At 49.3% G+C, this 22,675-nt stretch carries 14 protein-coding genes and 1 pseudogene; 9 read left to right on the top strand and 6 right to left on the bottom strand.

All coding sequences use genetic code 11. The features are described from left to right. Nucleotides 1-10: 10 nt before the first annotated feature. Genes G451_RS0109315 through G451_RS0109305 form a run of 3 tightly spaced genes read left to right on the top strand, consistent with a single transcriptional unit; the run spans nucleotide 11 to nucleotide 7,244 of the window. Nucleotides 11-5,536 carry a trifunctional serine/threonine-protein kinase/ATP-binding protein/sensor histidine kinase gene (locus G451_RS0109315; RefSeq protein ID WP_051261322.1) on the top strand — a complete coding sequence of 1,842 codons (5,526 nt, stop codon included), beginning with the start codon at nucleotides 11-13 and terminating at the stop codon, nucleotides 5,534-5,536. A gap of 11 nt (nucleotides 5,537-5,547) precedes the next feature. Continuing rightward, complete coding sequence (locus G451_RS0109310; protein ID WP_027184051.1) at nucleotides 5,548-5,952, top strand: response regulator; 405 nt, start codon at nucleotides 5,548-5,550, stop codon at nucleotides 5,950-5,952. 32 nt (nucleotides 5,953-5,984) lie between these two features. Beyond that, the gene (locus G451_RS0109305; protein ID WP_027184050.1) at nucleotides 5,985-7,244 is read left to right on the top strand and encodes a hybrid sensor histidine kinase/response regulator; all 1,260 of its coding nucleotides are present in this window, start codon (nucleotides 5,985-5,987) and stop codon (nucleotides 7,242-7,244) included. Between the two features lie 53 nt (nucleotides 7,245-7,297). On the opposite strand, the gene G451_RS0109300 is transcribed toward G451_RS0109305, so the two are convergent. Then, nucleotides 7,298-8,338, bottom strand: a complete 1,041-nt coding sequence (locus G451_RS0109300) for an agmatine deiminase family protein (protein ID WP_027184049.1) — start codon at nucleotides 8,336-8,338, stop codon at nucleotides 7,298-7,300. Between the two features lie 140 nt (nucleotides 8,339-8,478). Here G451_RS0109300 and G451_RS28495 point away from each other — a divergent pair. Further along, a pseudogene (locus tag G451_RS28495) lies at nucleotides 8,479-9,878 on the top strand (IS1380 family transposase). Between the two features lie 222 nt (nucleotides 9,879-10,100). Here the strand turns inward: G451_RS28495 and G451_RS0109290 are convergent. Beyond that, nucleotides 10,101-11,162, bottom strand: a complete 1,062-nt coding sequence (locus G451_RS0109290; RefSeq protein WP_027184048.1) for a DUF814 domain-containing protein — start codon at nucleotides 11,160-11,162, stop codon at nucleotides 10,101-10,103. 125 nt (nucleotides 11,163-11,287) lie between these two features. Here G451_RS0109290 and recA point away from each other — a divergent pair, with 125 nt between their 5' ends. The 3 genes from recA (at nucleotide 11,288) to G451_RS0109270 (ending at nucleotide 15,951) form a co-directional block, all read left to right on the top strand. Then, nucleotides 11,288-12,367, top strand: a complete 1,080-nt coding sequence (recA, locus tag G451_RS0109285) for a recombinase RecA (protein WP_027184047.1) — start codon at nucleotides 11,288-11,290, stop codon at nucleotides 12,365-12,367. Between the two features lie 227 nt (nucleotides 12,368-12,594). Next, on the top strand, nucleotides 12,595-15,240 hold the full coding sequence (gene alaS, locus G451_RS0109280) for an alanine--tRNA ligase (protein WP_027184046.1): 2,646 nt from the start codon (nucleotides 12,595-12,597) through the stop codon (nucleotides 15,238-15,240). A gap of 243 nt (nucleotides 15,241-15,483) precedes the next feature. Beyond that, nucleotides 15,484-15,951: a chemotaxis protein CheX gene (locus G451_RS0109270; RefSeq protein ID WP_027184045.1), complete on the top strand. Its 468-nt coding sequence runs from the start codon at nucleotides 15,484-15,486 to the stop codon at nucleotides 15,949-15,951. A 118-nt stretch (nucleotides 15,952-16,069) separates the two neighbouring features. On the opposite strand, the gene G451_RS0109265 is transcribed toward G451_RS0109270, so the two are convergent. Both G451_RS0109265 and G451_RS0109260 read right to left on the bottom strand, forming a co-directional pair. Continuing rightward, complete coding sequence (locus G451_RS0109265) at nucleotides 16,070-16,828, bottom strand: substrate-binding periplasmic protein (protein ID WP_034641486.1); 759 nt, start codon at nucleotides 16,826-16,828, stop codon at nucleotides 16,070-16,072. A 151-nt stretch (nucleotides 16,829-16,979) separates the two neighbouring features. Next, nucleotides 16,980-18,572: a HEAT repeat domain-containing protein gene (locus G451_RS0109260; RefSeq protein WP_027184043.1), complete on the bottom strand. Its 1,593-nt coding sequence runs from the start codon at nucleotides 18,570-18,572 to the stop codon at nucleotides 16,980-16,982. A 242-nt stretch (nucleotides 18,573-18,814) separates the two neighbouring features. Here G451_RS0109260 and G451_RS0109255 point away from each other — a divergent pair, with 242 nt between their 5' ends. Next, a complete protein-coding gene (locus G451_RS0109255) occupies nucleotides 18,815-19,939 on the top strand; it encodes a lytic murein transglycosylase (protein ID WP_027184042.1) in 1,125 nt (374 codons plus the stop codon). 242 nt (nucleotides 19,940-20,181) lie between these two features. After that, complete coding sequence (locus G451_RS28490) at nucleotides 20,182-20,874, top strand: class I SAM-dependent methyltransferase (RefSeq protein WP_051261319.1); 693 nt, start codon at nucleotides 20,182-20,184, stop codon at nucleotides 20,872-20,874. Nucleotides 20,875-20,934: 60 nt separating this feature from the next. On the opposite strand, the gene deoC is transcribed toward G451_RS28490, so the two are convergent. Together deoC and G451_RS0109240 are read right to left on the bottom strand one after the other, a co-directional pair. Beyond that, nucleotides 20,935-21,600, bottom strand: coding sequence for a deoxyribose-phosphate aldolase (gene deoC, locus G451_RS0109245; protein ID WP_027184041.1), 666 nt, complete (start codon nucleotides 21,598-21,600; stop codon nucleotides 20,935-20,937). A gap of 75 nt (nucleotides 21,601-21,675) precedes the next feature. Then, nucleotides 21,676-22,626, bottom strand: a complete 951-nt coding sequence (locus G451_RS0109240) for a substrate-binding domain-containing protein (protein ID WP_027184040.1) — start codon at nucleotides 22,624-22,626, stop codon at nucleotides 21,676-21,678. Between the last annotated feature and the right edge of the window lie 49 nt (nucleotides 22,627-22,675).

Here is a 22,675-nt window from a genome sequence, read left to right as displayed (position 1 = left end):
GACTGACACCATGACTCACACTATCGTCGGATTCGATACTTGCGAAAAATTGTTTGAAAATGACCGGACCTTGGTCTATCGGGGAATCCGCCTCAGCGACGGGAAAACAGTCGCGATAAAAGTGGCAAACTCACCGTACCCCCTCCATGCCGACCTCATCCGACTCAAACATGAATATGATGTCTTGACGCATCTCAACCAGGAGGGCGTAAGTAGCGCCTATTCCCTGGAAAGCCATCAAGACGGATTCGCACTGATTCTGGATTTTTTCGATGGTACGACGCTTTCCACGATAAGTAAAAGAGAGCCTATAAGCCTACGGCAATTCCTTGATTTTGCCGTTGGGATGACAACAATCCTTGGAAAGGTGCATGAGTGCGGCATCATCCATAAGGACCTTAATCCCAGCAACCTCCTGGTCAATGAAACAACGGGAGAACTCCAACTCATCGATTTTCATCTTGCGTCGTTTCTTGAACACCAAGAACAGGAAGCCGTCAGCCCTGGTTTATTGGAGGGATCTTTCCCCTATATGTCTCCAGAACAGACAGGCAGAATGAATAGAGGAATAGATTATCGAACCGACTACTATTCTCTTGGCGTTTCGCTCTATGAAATCTTGGCAGGAACACACCCGTTTCATGCCAATGATGCCATTGGCTGGGTGCACTGTCATATCGCCAAAACGCCCCCATCAATTCGTAGCCTGCGTCGTGACGTCCCTCACGTTATTGAAAATATTATTTCCAAGCTCATGTCCAAAAAGGCCGAAGATCGCTATAGTAGCATTGCCGGCCTTCTGTGGGACTTAGAAAAATGTCGTAAGCAGCTCGCCCAAACTGGAGATATCCAAAATTTCGCCGTCGGCATCTGTGATTACTCCAGAAAATTTCAGATTCCGCAAAAATTATACGGCCGCGAAGAAGAAACACATATCCTTGCAGATTGCTTTTCCCGTATTGTCACCGGCGGCGCCGAAATGTTCATGGTTGCCGGTTATTCCGGCATTGGGAAGTCCGCACTGGTTAATGAGGTCCATAAACCGCTCGTCGAGAAATACGGTTTTTTTATCTCAGGGAAATTCGATCAGTTTCAAAGACACATTCCCTACTCTGCCATTCGGGGAGCATTTCAGGGGTTGCTCAAACAACTCCTCATGAGTTCTCAGGAAGAACTGACGGCATGGAAAGAGAAGCTTCTTGCTGCCTTAGGACCGAACGGTCAAGTCATTATTGATGTCATCCCGGCTGTAGAAAAAATAATGGGACCACAACCCCCGGTTCCCAACCTGGGCACCGAAGAAAACCAAAACCGCTTCAATACGGTTTTTTTGCAATTTCTTCGGGTATTCACCCGAAAGGGGTGTCCGCTCGTCATTTTTCTCGACGACCTGCAGTGGGCCGATATTGCGACACTCAATCTCATCAGGACGTTGATGCTTTCCGAAGGGAATGAATACCTTCTCCTCATGGGAGCCTATCGCGACAATGAAGTCGATCATACGCACCCATTCATCATCACCTTGGAGGATATTCGCAAAGCAGGTGTTCGCATCCATACACTCATGCTCAAAGCCTTGGACCTCCCTCATCTTGACGAGTTGATTGCCGACACAGTTCATGCTGATGTATCGTCTGTAGTTCCCCTCTCTCGGCTTGTCATGGAAAAGACCGGGGGGAATCCCTTTTTTGTCATCCAGTTCCTGAAAAACTTACACCAGGAAAACTTGCTTGTTTTTGATATTCCCAATCACTGCTGGACGTGGGATGTCGATCAAATTCGATCGCGGGAAATAACGGACAATGTTGTCGAGTTCATGGTCAAAAAACTGAAAACATTGCCCGAAGCGACACAGAAACTTCTCCGGCTGGGAGCTTGCATTGGCAACAGCTTTGACTTGAACACATTATCGATCATTGCCGAGGAGCCGACAGAGTCTATCGCCAAACACCTTTGGCCCGCCGTTGAAGAGGGTCTCCTCTTACCTCAAGGCATTGGGCACCAGCAGCTCAAAACACTTGATGAGAGACTCGCCATGATCAGGGGGGATCATTTCGAAGCTGTTGATAGATTTCTCCATGACCGTGTGCAGCAAGCTGCCTATTCACTGATTGAAGAGAATCAAAAACAATCGACTCATCTCACCATTGCACGGTTGCTCCTCAAATCGGCCCACGAAGCCGACCTCAACACGCTGTGTTTTACCATTCTGGAGCACTACAACAAGAGTACTGCTCTAGTCACCGAAGCAAACGAACGACGCGTCCTGGCCTCCCTCAATGTACGTGCAGGGCAACGCGCCAAAGAATCGACCGCGTATTCTCCCGCATTAGACTATTTTACGATGGCAGCAGGCCTTGTGGACAAGAGCGCCTGGGATACAGACCATGATCTCATGTTCGCCATCCATAAAGGCATTACAGAATGCCTTTTTCTCACCGGACAAATCGAAGCCGGTGTATCCAATGCGGATGTGGTCCTTGAGCGGTGTGCCAGCAAAGAAGAACAGGTTGAGATTAATAACATTCTCATTCTCTATTATGGTGGCGATGGCAAAATGGACAAAGCGATTGATATCGCCATAGATTCTCTTGCGCTCTATAATGAACATCTTCCGCGCCAATGCGGACGCACGCGACTTCTTGTCGAATTGGTATCCGCCAAATTGACAGAACTCGGGAAGAACTCCGATTATCTTCTCAGTCTGCCGCAAATACGCGATGCCGATGTGTTAAGCATTTTAAGCCTACTCAAAGAACTTGTTGCCCCCACATATCTGCAGGGTCTTCTCTTATTACCCTTTGTTATCCTGCGCATGTTCAAATTGACCATGAAGCACGGAAACAGCTCTATCTCATCGTTCGTATACTCAACATACGGCCTGCTGTGGTCAAAACTCGGTGTTCCAGGCTCTGCTTACAAATACGGGAAACTTGCCATGGAATACCTCAACACCAACGTCGACAATCCGCCCATGGAGGCGCGGAGTTACTTCGTGGTGACGAGTTTTACCATGTTCTGGAAGCAACCACTGGCCGACACATTGGAACCACGAAAACATGGTCTACAAAAACTTATTAATACAGGCGAAAATTTTTGGGCATCCTATATCTACATGTTCGGATTCTGGCAGGAAGTGGCGCTGTCGAAATCAATAACTGACGTCATAAAGTTTACTGAACGCGAAGTTCGATTTGCCAAGAAAGTGATTCAAATCGAACCGTATCATATTCACGCGATCCACTTGGCTCTCTTCAAAAATTTATCTGGAGAAATAAAACAAGCAGATTGTCTTGATTACAACGGTCATGAGGAAAGCACGGCTGAAGCCTATTTTGACTCCATTGTATCCTCCACGTGTGGAACATTCTATCACGCCACAACACGGCTTATCCTCAATTACTACTATGAAAACTATCGGGCTGCTGTTGAAGTCGCCACCGGCCCGAAGATCACGGCCGAGGTAATTGCTGACCCAACGTACAACCTGACAGTGTATACCCTCTTCACGTGCCTGGCGATTATGGCGGCTATGGACAGCTTTTCTCCACAGGAAAAACGCCGTTACAAACGTATTCTTGCTTCAGGAAAACGAAAAATCCGCAAATGGGCAAAATGTGGTCCTGAAAATTTTAATGTGATGCTTTTGCTCCTCAAGGCGGAAGAATCACGAATCGCCGGTCGCCATAATGACGCGATTACCGCTTATACCCAGGCAAAAGATGAAGCTCAGCGCATCGGCTCTCTCTTTTATGAAAGCCTGTGTTGTGAATGTTGCGCCAAGTACTTTTTGAGCCTCAACAATGATCGCGTTGCCAGCGGATACATGCAGGAAACCGTGTTTTTGTACGACCAGTGGGGAGCGAAGGCCAAAGTCAACCACCTGGAACAACACTATCCCAAACTGCTCCAGGTTCCGCGTGTTGAACGACGATTAACCGAACGTATTTCCAGCTCATCTGTCTCGCTGGTAGCACAACTTGATGTCGCTACTGTCGTGAAAGCCTCGCAAGCGATTTCCAGTGAAATTGTTCTTGGAAAATTGCTTGAAAAATTGATGAACATCTTGATTGAAAGCGCTGGAGCACGGCGAGGTGTCTTACTCCTGAAACAGGATGGCAGCCTGCTCGTTCAAGCCGAAGGCAATGCCCAAACCAACGAAGTCAAAGCGCTCCAAGGTATTGCGCTGGAAGACGCGGATTCATTGCCACACTCCATCATCCGCTATGTGACACGCACAGAAGAGTCGGTTGTTTTCGGTGATGCGGCCTACGAAAACGTCTTCACCAGTGACGAAGATTTCAAAGATCGGAAACCCAAATCCCTGCTTGCCATGCCCATTCTCAACTATGGGCAACTCATTGGGATATTATACCTGGAAAATGACCTGATCGAAGGAGTGTTCACACCAGAACGCTTGGAACTCCTCAATGTTTTAGCGTCACAGGTGGCAATATCCATCGAAAATGCTTTGTTTTACAACATGATGGAAAAGAAGGTCGATGAACGGACCGCAGAATTACAGGGGGCACTGGCCGATCTCAAGCGCAGTCAGCAGCAAATCATTGAGTCGGCGAAAATGGCTGCTCTCGGACAACTCATCGCTGGCATAGGTCATGAAGTGAATACGCCGCTTGGCGCCATAAAATCTTCCGTGGGTAATATCGAAACGTCACTCCGTGATACGCTGGTGCAGCTGCCACGATTATTTCAATTACTTGATCACGACCAGCAGGAAGAATTCATGGGCTTGCTGACGCAGGCTTTCAGTAGCCAGGTCGTTCTCACGACACGAGAAGAACGACAAATTCGCAAAAAACTCGAAGAGCAGCTCCGCGCCCTTGATATGACCAACACGAGAAAATTAGCCAATATTTTTATTAAGCTGAATATTCTCGATGATCCATCTCCCTTTGCCTCGTTACTTCACAACGAGCATTCCGACCTGATTTTCGAAGCAGCTTACAGATTGTGTGACTTGAATTCCAATGCATCCAATATCGCTTTAGCTGTTGAAAAAGCGAGCAAGGTCATTTTTGCATTGAAGAACTTCGCACGTTTCGACCAAAGCGATACGATGGTGAAATCCGCGTTGAAGGACGGTTTGGAAACCATTTTGACGATTTATCACAACCAGATTAAACGAAACATTACTCTGGTGACGGAATACAGCGAGGCAGAAGACATCTATTGCTACCCCGATGAATTGAATCAGGTCTGGACAAACTTGATCCACAATGCATTGCAGGCAATGGAGTACAACGGGACTTTAACCATACAATTAGCACAGGAGAACGGTTATCAAAAAGTTGTCATCAAAGACAACGGACCGGGAATTCCGGAAGAAATTCGTGACAAGATTTTTACACCATTTTTCACGACCAAAAAATCTGGTGAAGGCAGTGGCCTTGGTCTTGATATTGTCAAAAAGATTATTGATAAACATAAAGGCAAGATTGAAGTGTCAAGCCTCCCTGGCGAAGGTGCATCATTTTCCGTCTTCATTCCCACCACTACTCAAATAGCTACCCAGTAAAGGAGTATCCCATGAGTAATCATGTCATTTTGTGCGTTGATGATGAACAGGTGGTACTCAAATCTCTGGAAAGCCAACTTGTTCATGAATTTGGTTCCCAGTTCCACATAGAATTGTCCGAAGGCGGACCGGAAGCGTTGGAACTTTTGGACGAGTTGAGTGACGAAGGCTATAAAACGCTTGTCATCATATCCGACTGGCTTATGCCTGAAATGAAAGGTGACGACTTTTTAATTAAAGCATACAAAAGATTCCCTCACGTTCTTACGCTCATGCTAACCGGCCAAGCCGACAATGAAGCCATCGAAAAAACGAAAAGCTATGCAAACCTCTATAAACTCATAAACAAACCCTGGGATGCTTCCGAACTCATAGAATCCATTAAAACGGGATTGCGTGAACTTGGCAACCTCTGAGCTTGACCCTCTTCCCTTATGGATACACGACCATGAATCGAAAAGTTATTTTATGTGTCGATGATGAAAAAATCGTTCTTGAAAGCTTACGCAGTGAATTGGAAGAACATTTTAGTGATGATTACGACCTGGAATTTGCTGAAAGTGGCGGAGAGGCCCTGGAAGTCATTGCAGACCTTGTCGCAACCCAGGATCAATTGGCTCTTATTATTACAGACTATCTCATGCCAGGCCTCAAAGGCGATGAAATTCTGGCAACAATTTTCCAACAACATCCCGAGTCGAAACAAATTATGCTCACCGGGCAAGCCAACCTGGAAGGCATCACCAACGCAATAAACAACGCCAAACTGTATAGATATATCTCAAAACCCTGGGAGAAAAGCGACCTGCTCCTCACCATTACAGAAGCGGTCAAAAGCTATGAACAGGAAATGCAAATCAAGGAGCATCATGTTGTCCTTGAGGAGACGGTACGCAGACGGACACGAGAACTTGAACAGACGCTCATGGACCTCAAAAGCAGTCAGGAGCAACTTGTCGCTGCAGAAAAGATGGCTGTGCTGGGGGGATTAGTTGCTGGCATTGCCCATGAAATCAATACCCCGGTTGGAGTCGGAGTCACAGCAGCTTCCCATTTGGAAAACCAATTGCAGGACATTGTCCGCCAGTACCGCAATGCGCAACTCTCGCGAGAAGAGTATGAACAATTTCTGGACAACGCGGTCGAAGGGATCCAAATCATCTTACGCAACTTGGAGGCCGCAGCCAATCTTGTGAGTAGTTTCAAGCTGGTTGCCGTCGATCAGTCCAGTGAAGCGCTCCGCGAGTTCAAATTTAATGAGTATCTCAAAGCCATCCTCCTCAGTTTACAGCCTGAAATTAAACAAACCCGCATCAAAATCACCGTGGATTGCCCAGAATCTCTCATGATTAATAGCTATCCGGGCGATTTCTCGCAAATTTTTACCAACCTGATCATGAACTCCATCCTGCATGGGTTCAACAATGGCAGAGATCCAGGAACAATAACAATTTCAGTCATGCCGCAAGACAATGGGACAATAACCATCGATTATGCCGACACGGGGAAAGGTATTCCGCCAGATATTATCCCCCAGATATTTGATCCGTTTTTTACGACCAACCGCCAATCCGGCCGAAGCGGTCTCGGGATGCATATCGTATACAATATCGTCACCCACCGCCTTAAAGGTTCGGTTGTCTGCAAGGATAGGCCGCCGCAGGGGGCACATTTTCTTATCACTGTCCCGTCAAATATTCAGATGTAATCCCGCACGGTTGCAGAGTAGCTTAACCAAAGCCGAAACAAGGGGTGGCGGCTTTACGCCACCTGTTCATGTGACAAGCAATGGATGGTCCCGAATCCCCAGACAAGGTCGGTGGCATGAATGCCAATAATATCACGGGAAGGAAACAATTCAGCGAGTATTCCCAATGCCTGACGATCGGCCGGATCATTGAATGTCGGGACAAGCACAACAGAATTACCGATAAGAAAATTGGCATAGCTTGCAGGTAAGCGTGTTTTGCGGAAAACGACCGGCCGCGGCATAGGCAGTGCAATAACACTTACACGCGTCCCGTCAGCCAATCGAGCGCCCTCAAGGCGCTCCCGGTTTTCCTGCAAGGCCGTGTAGTTGGCGTCATCCTCTCGCGACTCGCTACACAAGACGACCGTATCACGAGAAACAAATCGACAAAGATCATCAATATGGCCGTGCGTGTCGTCACCGACAATGCCACGCCCCAACCAGATGACGTTGGATACCCCCAAAATATCGGCAAACATGGCTTCGTAGTCGCCGCGATTCATGCCGGGATTTCGCACCTGGATTGTGGGATGCAGTAAAAATTCTTCGGTAACAAGAGCATCACCACATCCATTACAATCCACTCCACCGCCTTCAAGAACAACAGAGCGCCCTCGCCATGTAACCTGCTCCACAGGGACACCAATAGCAGATGGAGCGTGAAAGCCGGCCACCTCATCCTGTGCAAAATTGTCGTATTTGGCCCACCCGGTAAATCCGAATTTTAAGGCCAATGTGCCCCCGTCAGCCGTTTTCACGAAGAACGGCATGTAGTCTCTTGTCCAAGCCCGGTCAGTCGGAGTTGTCATGTATTCCACCTGACTGAGATCGGCTTCAACGTCTGCTAAAGCCCGACGAACCGTGACCTGTTGCTTCTCATCGCGTACAAGCAACCGAACCCTTTCCGAGCGGGCAAGATTCCGCACGATTTCAGCCATAACAAACCCAATGGCTCGAAATTTTCCGGGCCAATCGTCAGAATGGTGAGGCCACGCAAGCCACGTTGCTTCATGGCGCTCCCATTCTGCGGGAAGACGTACTCCAGCAGTCATACCATGCATCCTTACAAAGACTTAACCTGAGCGATTCTCCAACCTGACACAACATCAAAGCTGGCATATCCCATTGTTTTTTTTACGATCACATTCATCCGCTACGTCATAATCATTTCACCCATCAGGTGGAGGGCTGGATGTCCAACTCAAAGAGAACCAAAGCAAAATTCATCGACGATGTCCAAGCCACGAACGACTGTCTGACAAGTCGGGCCGGACTCAACCTCTTTGCTCGCTACCTTCGTGGCATTGGCCTTTTCCCCCACATCAACCGCCTTTTCGGCTCCATGCGTAGAAACCCCAAGGGCACGCCCATCGATGAGCTTTTCAAGCAGGTGCTCTGCTTCCTCTTCGACGGCACCAGTCAACACCTGGCTCACTTCGGTGTCCTGGCCAAAGACCCCGGCTACGCAGCCGCCATCGAAACAGACATCAATGGCATGGCCTCGTCGCATACCGTCAAGCGGCTCTACCAAGCCTTTTCTGCACAAAGGACCTACGTTTTCCGTCGTCTGTTGCAGCATCTGTTTCTCTGGCGACTCAATATTGCCAACCCTGAAGTGATCGAACTGAATATCGACATCATGGTCATGGACAACGACCAAGCCCCGAAACGAGACGGTGTCAAACCCACATACAAGAAAGTCCTAGGCTTCCAGCCGCTCCAAATGACCTGGGGGCGGTACATCATAGACGCCGTATTCCGCGGCGGCGACAAGCATTCGCTTAACGGCGACTCGGCCCCGAACATAATCCGCCACGTGGTGCGCATGATCCGTACCCGTTACAGCGAGACCGTCCCTATCGTCATTCGCATGGACTCAGGATTCTTCGATCAGGACCTCTTCGCCGAAATGGAGCGCCTGAATATTGGCTTCATTTGCGCGGGCAAATTCTACGGCGACATCAAGGACAGGATCGGGGCACTCCCAGAGACCGTCTTTCAGCATCACTTCGGCAAAACCGACGAGGATGTCTGGCAGTGCTTCGAGCTCAGCGACCGCCGTAAGTCCTGGAAAAAATCCTACAGGGCCATCTTTTGGAGGCCTCTGCTGGAGGAGAAGCAGTTCTTGCTCCCCGGATCGCGACCCAGCACCATCGTTTATACCAACCTCGGCATGGCGGTGTCGTCGATCAGCAGCTGCGGGAGACTGGCTGTGAATTCATGACCGAAACCGATGCCATCATCCACTCCTACCACCAGCGCGGCGCGGACGAATTGGTGCACAGGGCATTCAAGGATTTCGGCTTCGAGGAGTTACCGTTCCAACGCTTCGTGCCCAACGCCGCCTTCTACTACACCATGCTCCTCGGCTTCTTCCTGTTTGAAGCGTTCAAGGAAGGTGTGAGTGAGCCAGTGGTTCCGGTCAAGGCTTTCCCAACGACGCTGCGCCGCCGCCTGGTGGACGTAGCCGCCAAAGTGGTGTCCCATGCTGGCAAAACCGTACTCAAGGTCACGGCGATAGCCATGGCTTCATTGCGTTTCAAAGAACTGTGGGGGCGTTGCCTGAGCGCTCCAAAATTCGTCTGGACCTGATCTGAACGTCCCGCTCCATGTCCAGCGACGGGAGAGGTGCGTCCAACTTTCTGAAAAATCCGGTTTTGCGACCGAAACGAGCAGCATTTTCACGTTCAGCAATCAAATTGTTCCCATTCGCGCCATCTTTGAAGTCAACTTTTTCCCGACTTATGCCAAGGAAGCCTTCAATGGGCCCTCTTCGCTCGATTTAGGAAAGAGAAAAAATCGAACCGAAAACGATCAATCGTCGCCTTCAGCTTCTGCAAAAAAGGCCGACTTTTCTGCTTTTGCCGTTTCCCAATCCGGGTCAGCCCAGCCAAGGGGGGTTTCTCGACTCGGGGTAATCGTTACCACGTGATTGGCGTGCCCCACCCGCACATAGACCTCAATAGGCTGTCCGCTCCGCACAGCCTTGGGCGAAAATGACGCTACAAACGCCGCGGCATCCCGAACGGTCGTTTCACTCCAAGGACCATCCGCAGGTTGTCTCCCTACGGCCAAAGGACCGGGAAACCCCTTCGTTTTGAAGACAAGATCCCTTGATTCAAGAACTTGCTCTAAAGCGGTATTATCAGCTTGATTTCGACCGATCGCCAACCAGTGACGACCTGCCCAATATTGCCGGCCAATGTTGGCCAAACGAAAATCATTGGGGTCACGTTGAGGGAAATATTTCAAAATCGGAAAATAACGTTTTGCCGACTCGGCTTCCGTCAGCAGACAGCCCCCCGCCGGAGTAGGTATTTCTTTGAGGTCATACGCATTTGCCAAGGCAAGTTGATCTTTGCGTCCACGCCCTCCGATATTATGCAGCCGTTCCCGGTCGACAACACCGGCCAATTCCATCGGTGTAGGATCAAATTTCTTGGCGCTGAGGGGACGAAGCAAAACTCCGCGTACACCAGCATCGCGACTGATGATATTGAGCGCGTCCATGCGTTGCGACATGGGGCGCTGCCCTTTGACTTCGCCGGTAATAAGAAATTCGGCTCCATACTCGGACAACAGTGTTTTGGCTTTGCCAAGCATGAGAATTTTACAGTCAATACAGGGATTGAGAACTTTACCAACACCGTGATCCGGTCCCGAAGCCAACATGGCCGTAAACTCTTCGCTGACATCGACCGGAATGATGTCCAAATCATAAACATCCTTCCAGTGCGCAAGAAGGTCGGGATGCCCGAAAAACGGGCTGACAAAATGCAGACATAGCACCTTCAGGCCTTGATCAACCACGGTCTTTGCTGCCAGAATACTGTCAAGTCCCCCGGAAAACAGGGCGAGTGCATCATAGTGTTTCATGGGTGGACCCATAAGCGCTCAAAGCCGGTTAGGCAAGCATCATACACACGTATTGCCCCTCCTCCCGGCATCTGGTATGCACAACTGGCTTTTTTCCTCGAGAATATGAATTGCAGGAGCCCTTCATGGCCAAACGAGCCCCGAATCCCGCAGATCTGCGGCACGATGCGTTGAGTACCGCCCTGACGACCATTGAACGCAAATATGGCCAGGGATCAGTCATGCGACTGAGCGACGACACCCAAGTAACAATCCCTGCCATTTCAACAGGATCCATCGGCCTGAACCTTGCGTTAGGCATCGGCGGCATTCCCAAAGGACGTGTGTGTGAAGTCTATGGACCGGAATCATCCGGGAAGACAACCCTCGCCCTGCATATCATCGCCGAGGCGCAACGTAACGGTGGCACTGCCGCCTTCATCGACGCGGAACATGCGTTAGATGTTGGTTATGCCCGTCGGCTCGGTGTCCGCACCGACGAACTCTTAATTTCGCAACCGGACTATGGGGAACAAGCTCTGGATATTGCTGATTTGCTTGTTCGATCTGGAGCTGTCGACGTCGTTGTTATCGACTCGGTTGCCGCGCTTATTCCCCAGGCCGAACTCGAAGGCGAAATGGGGGAAACCCAGGTAGGAGGACAAGCGCGACTCATGTCGCATGCCTTGCGAAAACTGACGGGAACCATCCACAAATCCAATACGGCCGTGCTGTTCATCAACCAAATTCGTATGAAGATCGGCATGGCCGGATATGGCAGCCCGGAGACGACCTCCGGCGGCAATGCGTTGAAATTCTATGCCTCGGTCCGAATGGATATCCGTCGCATTCAGACGCTCAAAGACAAGGATGAAACCTACGGCAGCAAATGTCGGATCAAAGTAGTAAAAAACAAAGTTGCTCCGCCATTTCGTGAAGCCATTGTCGACATTCTTTACGGTACAGGCATTTCAAAAGAAGGTGAATTGCTCGATATGGGAGCTGAAGCCGGTGTGGTGGAAAAATCCGGCGCCTGGTACGCATTCGGCTCCGAACGCCTCGGACAAGGCCGCGACAATGTCCGGCTCTTTCTCCAGGATAATACCGATATCAGAGACCAGATCGAACAAAAATTATTGGAGCACCTCGGCCTGCGTGAGCCCGAAGCCGAAAGTGAAGCTCCAGCCCAAGATAAAGCCGAATCCGGAGAAAACGCGTCCGAATAATTTCCATCTCCACCCATATCCGCGTGTGTCATCACGTTATGTACCGACCCATTCCCCTTAGAAAATACGGGGCCATGCTCACGAACGAAAAAGACTTACGTTCCGCAAATGGTACAAAAACGATTTTCTCATGACATCAAGACGCGACATCTTCATTTTTTTATCACGTCCGTGGACGTGAGGAGTTTTACACCTTAGACCCGGTCCGCAGTTTCAAGGAGAACCATGTGAAAGCGAGTGAAATACGGCAACGTTTTCTGAAATTTTTTGCCCAAAACGACCATGAAGTGGTCTCAAGTTCCTCTCTTGTGCCCAAAGACGACCCCAGCCTGCTTTTTACAAATGCTGGCATGGTCCAATTCAAAAAAGTCTTCCTGGGCCAGGAGAAGCGCCCGTACAGCCGTGCGACCACAGCGCAAAAATGCCTTCGTGTCGGTGGCAAACATAACGACCTGGAAAACGTGGGGAGAACGGCTCGTCACCATACTTTTTTTGAAATGCTGGGCAACTTTTCCTTTGGCGATTACTTCAAAGAGGATGCCATTCGCTTGGCCTGGGATTTCTTGACCAAAGAAGTCGGATTACCTAAAGATCGTCTCTACATCACGGTGTACAAAGACGACACCGAAGCTGCCGAGTTATGGGAACGCGTTGCAGGCGTCCCCAAAGACCGCATCTACTGGCTTGGTGAGAAAGATAACTTCTGGTCGATGGGTGATACCGGTCCGTGCGGCCCCTGCTCGGAAATCCATTTCGACCAGGGCGAAGAAGTTGGTTGTGGACCGGAATGCGGTATTGGTAAGTGTGATTGCGATCGATACCTCGAAGTATGGAACCTCGTGTTCATGCAATACGATCAGGTCGACGCCGAGACCCGTATTGACTTGCCTCGTCCCTCCATTGACACCGGTATGGGGCTGGAACGTATTGCCGCGGTATGCCAAGGGGTACATTCCAACTTCGATACCGATCTTTTCCAAGTCCTAATCAAAAATACCGCGCAATTGGCCGGAGTGCAGTACGGGGATGAAGACGAAACCGATACGGCATTGCGTGTTATCGCCGACCACAGCCGGGCTATTACCTTCATGATTGCCGACGCTATTTTGCCGTCCAACGAAGGCCGTGGCTATGTCTTACGCCGTCTCATTCGCCGGGCCTACCGGTTTGGCCGCCTTATCGGCTTCAAAGAACCCTTCTTGTGTAAGACTGTGCTGGATGTCATTGCGGAGATGGGCGACGCCTACCCCGAAATAGTCAAGGGGCAGGATTTTCTAACACGCGTGGTGCGTGAAGAAGAAGAACGCTTCTCCGTGACCCTGGATAAGGGCCTTGATATTTTATCCGAAGAAATCGCCGCTCTCGAAGAACGCAACGAAACGGTAATTTCTGGTGATGCTGCCTTTAAACTGTATGACACATATGGATTTCCACTCGACATCGTCAATGATGTCGCAGGCAAACGAGGAATTACTGTTGACGAAGCACGGTATACCGAATGCATGAATGAACAGAAAGCACGTGCTAAAAAAGCCTGGAAAGGCTCCGGCGAAAACGACCCGGCTGCACTGTTTGCTCCTCTGCTTGAATCCGGCCTTGTTTCGCAATTCGTTGGATATGACTGTTTGCAAGCACAAAGCCGTGTAACTGCTCTGATCAATGAGCAAGGGCTCTCTGTCGACACACTGCAAGAAGGTGAATCCGGATTTGCCGTGTTTGCCGTCACGCCGTTCTACGGAGAATCCGGTGGCCAGCTCGGAGACAAGGGAACAGCCACGACGCCAACCGGTGAGGCCGAAGTTCTCGATACAATCAAACCCGGAACGAGCCTGACCGCGCACAAGGTCACCGTCTCGAAGGGCACAATCAGCTTGGATCAGGAAGCGACGCTGACCGCCGATGAAAAAATTCGTCTGGCTACAGCACGCAACCATACGGCAACCCACCTGCTTCACGCTGCCTTACGGGAGACGCTTGGCGATCACGTCAAACAGGCCGGCTCCCTGGTTGGTCCAGACCGCCTGCGTTTTGACTTCACCCATATTGCCCCGTTGACTGACGACGAATTGCGCAACATTGAATACCTCGTGAACCAGGCTATTTTCGCCGATAACGTCGTCAAACGCGACATTATGAGCTTTGACGAGGCCAAAACCCTCGGCGCCATGGCTCTTTTCGGAGAGAAATACGGAAATGAAGTCACGGTCGTCGAAGTTCCCGGCGTCTCAGTTGAGTTGTGCGGTGGAACCCATCTCACCTCGACCGGACAGACCGGCCTCTTCCTCGTGCTGTCCGAGACAGGTGTTGCTGCGGGTGTACGCCGTATTGAAGCGGCAACCGGTTTCAATGCGCTCTCTCAGGCACAATCGTTGCGAGAAGAAATGAACGGTACGCTTGGTGTGCTGAAAGCACGCCCAGGTGAACTTGTTGAACGCGTCTCCGGGCTGCTTGGTCAAATCAAGTCGCTCACTCGAGAAAAAGAAGCACTCTCGGCGAAACTCGCTTCAGGTGCCGGCCGTAGCCTGATGGACTCGGTAGAAGACATTGCCGGAATCAAAGTTCTTGCCGCAAGTCTGGATGCGTCAGCCGGAGCCAAAGTGCTGCGCGAAACCATGGATGATATCCGCTCCAAGCTGCCGTCAGGCATCGCCTGCCTGGCTGCTCCACAGGAAGATGGCAAAATTATGCTATTGCTCTATGTCAGCAAAGACTTGCATGATCGCTTCACCGCTCCGAAGCTCATCAAACCTGTTGCAGCAAAAGTCAAAGGCGGTGGAGGCGGACGTCCTGATCTGGCACAGGCTGGTGGCTCTTTTCCGGAAGGCATTGACGAAGCATTTGCCACATTGCGCGAGCTCGTCTCAAACACATAATATTAAATGGTGGAGAGGAGACAATGTGTGTATCCTCTCCATATTTCTTTCAGTAGGGTCTTGAAAGAAGTTCCTTTTGTCGCTTATATATACAACGGCAAAGATGAGTTCTTCCTCTTTTTTGTCAATTCGCAAAGAAATCTTTACAAAGGCGAAGCGTTTTGCAAAATTATAAAGCGCACACGATAGAGCAGTATCGTTTGTGCATCCCTACTTTCCCGAGCAACCTGAAAGGATCTCGCCATGAACGCTAGTGATGTTGAAGTCGCCAAACCGTTTATCAAAGCCACCCAGACCGTTCTGTCCATGATGGCAGGCATTGATCCCAAGCCGGGCAAGCCTTTCATTAAGAGTGATAAAACAGCGCACGGTGACGTTTCCGCTGTTGTTGGCCTTACCGGACAAAAGAATGGCAGCATTTCTATTAGCTTTCCCAAAAAATGTGCTGTAGCTATCGTCAAGAATATGCTCGGGGATGATGTGACCGACATTATCAGCGATGCAAAAGATGCTGTTGGCGAAATTACAAACATGATCAGTGGCCAAGCTCGAGCTGGGCTTAGTGAAAAAGGGCTCACACTTCAAGGATCGACTCCTACAATTATTTTTGGGGATAACCACTCCATTTCTCATGTTACCAGTGGTGCTATTATTGCTATCCCTTTTGAAAGCCCTCATGGAAGTTTTACCCTTGAATTTTGTTTCGAATAAGCGAGGAACGACGCTCCCTCCTGTGACAGCATCCAAAATCTTTCAATAAAAAATGTACGCTGAAACAGTGACTGTTTCAGCGTACATTTTTTTATGAAGAGCCAACATATCTAGAGTGTTATTCTTTGCCTAACGCCTTCTCGACATAACTATTTTGTACTTCGTGAACATTTACAGTGGCGAGTCCTGTATTGAATTTATCAACAAGTCGTTGACTCGATTTCCCTGGTCGAAAACAAATATATAAATGTTTGTTCTCAAGAAGGGTATTGTTGAAACGAAGTCGTCCTCTGTATTCAGCCAATTTCGGCGACGTTGCCATTAAATACTGAAAAACATTTTTGTCGATGACCGCAAGGTCAATGCGTCCGGCAGCTAACTTTGCAATATTGATTTCGTCATTTCCAGCAAGATCAACTTGTAGTTGCTCATTCATGACGAGGGAATCAAATGCAGCCGTATTAACATATCCTTTAACAACTCCAATCGAATACGGCTTGAGTCCTTCAAGGGATTTCCATGATACGGGATGGTCAATGCGCTCCGCAAATCCCAGAGGGCTTTCTCCTATACTTGCGGAAAAAAGGCAGGAAGACAGGTGGGCAGCATAGTATTCCGGAAAATAGCCAACAAAATGAGCGTCATGCTGGGCTGTACTTATCGCGCGCTTCCACGGGAAAAAATGAACCTCCACATCCAGCCCCACGGCGTTGAAGGCTTGACGAACAATCTCGACCGTGGCTCCATGCCCAACTAAATGAGCGCTGCTATAGGGAGGCCAATCAAGTGAAGTCAAAGCAATGGTTTCTGCGTTCCCTTTCTCGGAAAAAATACAAAAAACAGACAGGACAACAGAAATGACAATACGCAGTACCATAATGACAACTCCTTCTTAAAAGAACAAAGGAACCTAAAATGGTCCCTTTGTAATAGAACGGTCATGACGGTCTGTCGACATTTCTCTGTCGATTTCACAAACAAAACGTCTTCTGCAACACGGCGTTGCGAGTATTTTGTTGTCGTTTCTTTTAGACAGTTCCTAAGAGTTCCCGTATTTTTCCATGCAATGTCTCAGGCTTGAATGGCTTACTGATAAATGCGCTCACTCCGGCTTTCTTTGCGAGATCAATCTGAGAGCCTTCAGATTCGGTTGTTGCCATAATGATTGGCACCTGTTTCATCTCATCAATTTCACGGACTTTGCGTGTCAGTTCAATACCATCCATTTCCGGCATATTCATATCGACAACGAGAAGTCGGAAGTCGGTATCGCTTTTGAGCACCTCGTGTGCTCTCAGTCCGTTATCCGCTGTCATGACTTCAAAACCGAGCGCAGGAATCGCACCACGATAGAACAGCAACATCGCCTTGGAGTCGTCCACGGTAAGAATGCGTCCCGTGGCTTTTTCGGTATCGCTGTCCATTAATTGGGCTGCATGTTCTTGTGCATGTGGTGCATCAAGAGTCAGAAGTCGTTCGCGAAATGCTTTCTTCAGCTCAGGGTCGCCCAAGGCTTGCACTTTGGCAAAAAGCTGTTTTTCCAAGCCTCCAGCCTTATACAAGGCTCCAAAGATATTTAAACTACCAGCCGATGCAATAGCAGAGCACACGCGCTCCCCATGACCAGGCTTCGTCGCAAACTCTCGAATCCGATTGACGATACCGGGATTGAGGCTCCCATCGAGGCTCGTCACAACGGCGATGAGGATCATCTCATCTTCTTCGCCCAGACCATCAACAAGATGGACCAGACCCTTGATGTAGGGAATTTTTCCCAAGGCTTCATAAATAGCGAAACGGATATTGGGGTGCTCTGCCCGATTGTCGTCAAGGGCTTCGATCATAACATCTGCACCATGTTTATCGCGAATTTCTCCCAAAATATTGGCCGCAAGAATCCGCTCATCCACATCATCATGTTCGAACAATGCAGAGATCGTCTCGGTGGCGGCAGATCCGATTGCAATAAGGGCCTCATGAATGAGGCGTCGTGCAGTCGGGTTTCTATGGTGAATTTTACTGGCAAGAAATGTCACTGCTTCCGGGGTAGCAATAGCCTGTATCACTCGTATGGCTTCATAGGTCGACAATTCACACACTTCATAGCGATCATCGTCTTCAGCGCGTATGACCATCTCCGTCACAACCGGCAGCGATTCAACATCAGCCATATCCGCCACAACACCAAGACCAAGTCCCAGAAACCATGGATCGTCCATGGTCAGGCATTCCCGAAAGACCGGTAATGTTGCCGGGTCTTCCAATTTGGAGAGCGCGGAAAGAATTTCGAACCGCATCTCAAGGTTCTTCTCCGCCTTTGCAGCATCCATAAGTATTTCAGTAGCTTGAGATGACGGATTCTGCATCAGCACATGCAAGCTCAGTTCGCGAACTGCTGGATGTTCGTGAACGAGCCCTTCCATTGTCATGTCGCTATTCGCTAAGAGCAACGCTTTGAGCGCATTGGTCACCATCAAATCGACCGAAGCGTCGCCAAGCGGATTGGCATGAAGCGCAAAGAGCTCCGGTACCGCATCAAACGTTTTTTCTTTTTCAATAACGCTCAGTACCGTGACTTGTTCGAGAAAATCTTTATCACGGAAGCCTTTCAAGGTATCCATGCCCGCTCCTTCCATCAGTATATGAAAGCACAATGAGGTCCCTTTGATGACATGTGCTCTTCCTACATGAACATGAAGTGAATGGCAAAGTGTGTACTCCCAGTACGAGACGAGAAATACGACGTTGACGCATTCTCCCAAGACGCTCATGCTGTCAAAACAGGAGAATTCAGCCAAGCATTGACAACGACAACGAGAGATTTATCCTCCTCCTACCCCCATGATAACTTAGGAGAGAATTCATGGCACTGAAAGCCAAAGCTATCCCCCGGACCCTTTTCGGTATTGTATCCTTGTGTACTCTTTTCGTTCTCGTCCCCAATATCGGGATAACCGCCAACACCACGGCTCCATCGTGGACTCCTTTGGTTCAACGACTTGCGGCTGATGGATTTCCGCAGACAGAACTCAAATCCATCTTTTATGATTCTCATCTGACGTATGATCCCGATGCAATGGGTTCAAAAATGCGCACATTGTATATCCGAAAATACGGATCACGCCTTGTCCGGACAATTCAAGTAAAACTCAAAGCATTAGGGTACTATACGAAAACAGTTGATGGGTTCTACGGACGCAACACGAAAAGCGCGATCATGGGCTACCAAAAGGCTGCGGGTCTTCCGCAATCCGGAAAAGCCGACAAAGCACTCCTTTCCGCTTTACAAACCCACCCAATCAAACGACCGGCCGGCATGCCCTTACCGATCCTTCCTAAAGCAGCCAATGTTTATGAAATCATCCTCACTCCTACACGCCTTGCCGAAGCTCGCGCATTCTACAAAGCCAATCTCCCGCTGTTGTCGCGTATGCGCTCTGTGTATGGAGTTCCCGAGCATGTCACCGTTGGCCTCATGACAGTCGAAACACGGGTGGGCAAGTTTTTGGGGGACCAACTTGCTCTTCAAAACCTCGCCAGCATGGCACTCGCTGAAAATTACGCATTGGTTGCTCCGCTGCTTGCCGAAGAACGTCCCAATGCCAGCCAGACAGCCTGGGCGCGAAAAGTCTCTCAACAAAAAGCCAAATGGGCCTACAAAGAGCTGAAGGCGCTTTTACACTACGCCGAGCATAATAAAGTCGATCCTTTGAGCATTCCTGGATCTGTATACGGTGCCATCGGCATTTGCCAATTCATGCCGTCCAATGTGCCGAAATTCGGCATCGATGCGGATGGAGACGGATGCACCAACCTGTTCACGCTCGAAGATGCAGTGTTCAGTATTGGCAACTACCTGAAAAAGCATGGTTGGAAAGACAACATGACCGATGCACAACAACGCAAAACACTTTACCGCTATAACCACAGTAATACGTATGTAAACACGATACTCGCTGTAGCTGAACACGTAAAGAAAACGCCGTAAACATATCAAACACTATTATCTGATATGGTCTTTTTTGACCATAAGAAGAAAACGGAAGCTGAAGACTTGCTGTCGGCTTCCGTTTTTATACATACACCATATATAAATCGACCTATAACAACACAGCATAACAAACAAACACTTTACAAAACAGAATATTTATGACATATACACCACAATATAAACAACAAACATCGAAAGAGATGCGATTTATGCGGCTAAATACAATACGACGATTCGTGATGTCCCTTCTCGATAACGCTATTGAAGATGCACTCACACGAGACAGCAAGAATATTGAACGTTTTTTACGTCGTCAGTCGCTCGAAGAAACGGCAAAGTTTGTCGTAAAAAATATGAACGCATCAAAAGCTGTGTCTGATAAATGGACACTGCTTGATATTGGAATTGATGCCGCATTGCCAGTTCTTCATCTTCACCCAACATCAAATTTTTGTGAATTCGGCGTTGCGTCAGGAGCAACCATCAACCATATAGCCAAACGTATCCCACACCATACGGTGTATGGATTCGACTCATTTGAAGGCCTTCCGGAACACTGGCGAGACGGCTTTCCCAAAGGCGCCTTCAAACGCGATGCGTTGCCAGCTGTGGCGAAAAATGCCGTTTTAATCAAAGGATATTTTGACGATACGTTATACGACTTTTTGCAAAAAAATCCCGGCCCCGCCGCGTTCCTCCATGTGGACTGCGATCTGTATTCATCAACGCGAACAATCTTCGAGGTTTTTCGGGATCGTCTCGTTGACGGCAGCGTCATTGTTTTCGATGAATACTTCAATTATCCTGGTTGGAAAGATGGCGAGCACAAAGCATTTTGCGAATTTATCGAAACCAGCCAATTTTCTGTAGAATACCTGGGATATTGCAAATATCACCAACAAATTGCCGTTCGGCTCGTTACCCACAAATAATTGAGACCAGGGACGCCGGATTCAGCGCGCCGACGTCCCTATGCCCTGCTCCATCCAGGACTATGCCTGTTCCACAATGGCCACGCCAGCGCTGGCACCGATACGCGAGGCACCGGCTTCAATAAGAGCTATCGTCTGATCGTAATTTTTAATGCCTCCCGACGCCTTCACGCCCATATCCGGCCCGACAACCGCACGCATGAGCGCTATATCTTCAACCGTGGCACCACCGCCGCCGAACCCGGTACTTGTTTTCACAAAGTGCGCACCAGCCTCTTTAGCCGCCTGGCATGCCACTTTCTTTTCTTCATCCGTTAAGAGACTCGTTTCAATGATGACTTTGACAATGGCTTTGGCATTGGCTTTTATTGCCGCATCAACGACAGCATTAATGTCGTCACGTACGACGTCAACCTGACCATCTTTCAATGCGCCGACATTAATAACCATATCCACTTCGGTTGCGCCTTCGGCAACGGCCAATGCCGCTTCGTAGGCTTTGGTCGCTGACTGATTCGCCCCTAAGGGAAAACCGATAACCGTGCACACGTCCACTCCCGTGCCTTCAAGCTCTTTCACACAAAACGGTACATGCGTCGGGTTAACGCAAACCGATGCGAAACCGAATTGTTTGGCTTCGGCGCAAATCCGACGCACGGCTTCGATGCGTGCATCGGGTTTCAACACCGTGTGATCAATGTATTTGGCGAGTTCCTGTTTGTTCATCCTTTTTCTCCCGAAGAAAAAACCCGGCCTCGTGACACAAAATCGTGAGACGAGGCCGGGGCTTATGGTTACGAATTATTTTGTTTCAGCAAAAACCTTAGAATCATCAATGTATTTGGCCGCATTATCGGGAACGATCAACGCTGTACCGGCATCGACAAATTCAGGATATTCTTTACCGTCCAGCACACCGAGGGCCACGTCGACGGCCAACGTTCCGAGCAGTGCCGGATCGTTGAGCACGGTACCGGAGTAGGTGCCGTTTTGAATGGCTTTGACTGCCTGCATCAGCCCGTCAATACCGATGATTTTGACGTCTTGAAGCTTACCGTTCTGTTTGAGCACCTGTGCAGCACCAAGCGCCATGTCATCGTTGTGTGCATATACAAGCACGACGTCCTGATTGGCTTCATACATGTCCTGAAAGGCTTTGACTGCCTTGGCGCGGACATATTCACAATATGGGCTTTGCACCACCACGATGCCGGGTTCCTGATCCACAGCCTGATGGAAACCGTCGCGACGATCCATCATGACTTTGCCACCAGCAGCACCCTGGATTTCAATAATTTTGCCTTTGGCTTTTCCCTTGCCACCAAGCAGTTCGACGGCGAGCTTGCCTGCTTCATAACCCATTTTTTTATTGTCACGACCGACGAATGTCGCCAGTTTACCATTGGCAGGACGGTCGATGGCAATAACGGGTACATCAGCATTCGCCGCAGCACGCATAGCAGGAGCGACTCCGCCAGGGTTGACGGCATTCAGCAGCAGCACATCGATCCCTTTGGTCAGCAAATCCTGAACATCCTTGTTTTGCTTGGCGATATCGCCTTGGGCATCGACATAAATCAGCTTGGCGCCTTTGGCTTCAGCCTCTTTCTGAGCCGCCTCCATCAACGCGACATAAAAGGGCGAGTCCAACGTCACTTGCGAAAATCCGATGATCTTTTCGTCGGCAAATGCGGTGGTCAACATTCCAAGCACGAGAACTGTTGTCAAAAGGGTCCCCAAAACCTTCTTCATGGTACATCCTCCCTCAAAGTGTTGTAGAACAATGTTCGTGGGTTAACGC

The sequence above is a fragment of the Desulfovibrio inopinatus DSM 10711 genome (assembly GCF_000429305.1).
Lineage (GTDB): Bacteria > Desulfobacterota > Desulfovibrionia > Desulfovibrionales > Desulfovibrionaceae > Alteridesulfovibrio > Alteridesulfovibrio inopinatus.
Note: the sequence above shows the minus strand (reverse complement) of the source record. Positions and strands in the feature narration are given on the sequence as shown.

What these genes read in the sequence shown, in the direction of transcription:
- G451_RS0109315 (WP_051261322.1), top strand. Translation starts at nt 11, where the DNA reads ATGACTCACACTATCGTCGGATTCGATACTTGCGAAAAATTGTTTGAA.
- G451_RS0109310 (WP_027184051.1), top strand. Translation starts at nt 5,548, where the DNA reads ATGAGTAATCATGTCATTTTGTGCGTTGATGATGAACAGGTGGTACTC.
- G451_RS0109305 (WP_027184050.1), top strand. Translation starts at nt 5,985, where the DNA reads ATGAATCGAAAAGTTATTTTATGTGTCGATGATGAAAAAATCGTTCTT.
- G451_RS0109300 (WP_027184049.1), bottom strand. Translation starts at nt 8,338, where the DNA reads ATGACTGCTGGAGTACGTCTTCCCGCAGAATGGGAGCGCCATGAAGCA.
- G451_RS0109290 (WP_027184048.1), bottom strand. Translation starts at nt 11,162, where the DNA reads ATGAAACACTATGATGCACTCGCCCTGTTTTCCGGGGGACTTGACAGT.
- recA (WP_027184047.1), top strand. Translation starts at nt 11,288, where the DNA reads ATGGCCAAACGAGCCCCGAATCCCGCAGATCTGCGGCACGATGCGTTG.
- G451_RS0109270 (WP_027184045.1), top strand. Translation starts at nt 15,484, where the DNA reads ATGAACGCTAGTGATGTTGAAGTCGCCAAACCGTTTATCAAAGCCACC.
- G451_RS0109265 (WP_034641486.1), bottom strand. Translation starts at nt 16,828, where the DNA reads ATGGTACTGCGTATTGTCATTTCTGTTGTCCTGTCTGTTTTTTGTATT.
- G451_RS0109260 (WP_027184043.1), bottom strand. Translation starts at nt 18,572, where the DNA reads ATGGATACCTTGAAAGGCTTCCGTGATAAAGATTTTCTCGAACAAGTC.
- G451_RS0109255 (WP_027184042.1), top strand. Translation starts at nt 18,815, where the DNA reads ATGGCACTGAAAGCCAAAGCTATCCCCCGGACCCTTTTCGGTATTGTA.
- G451_RS28490 (WP_051261319.1), top strand. Translation starts at nt 20,182, where the DNA reads ATGTCCCTTCTCGATAACGCTATTGAAGATGCACTCACACGAGACAGC.
- deoC (WP_027184041.1), bottom strand. Translation starts at nt 21,600, where the DNA reads ATGAACAAACAGGAACTCGCCAAATACATTGATCACACGGTGTTGAAA.
- G451_RS0109240 (WP_027184040.1), bottom strand. Translation starts at nt 22,626, where the DNA reads ATGAAGAAGGTTTTGGGGACCCTTTTGACAACAGTTCTCGTGCTTGGA.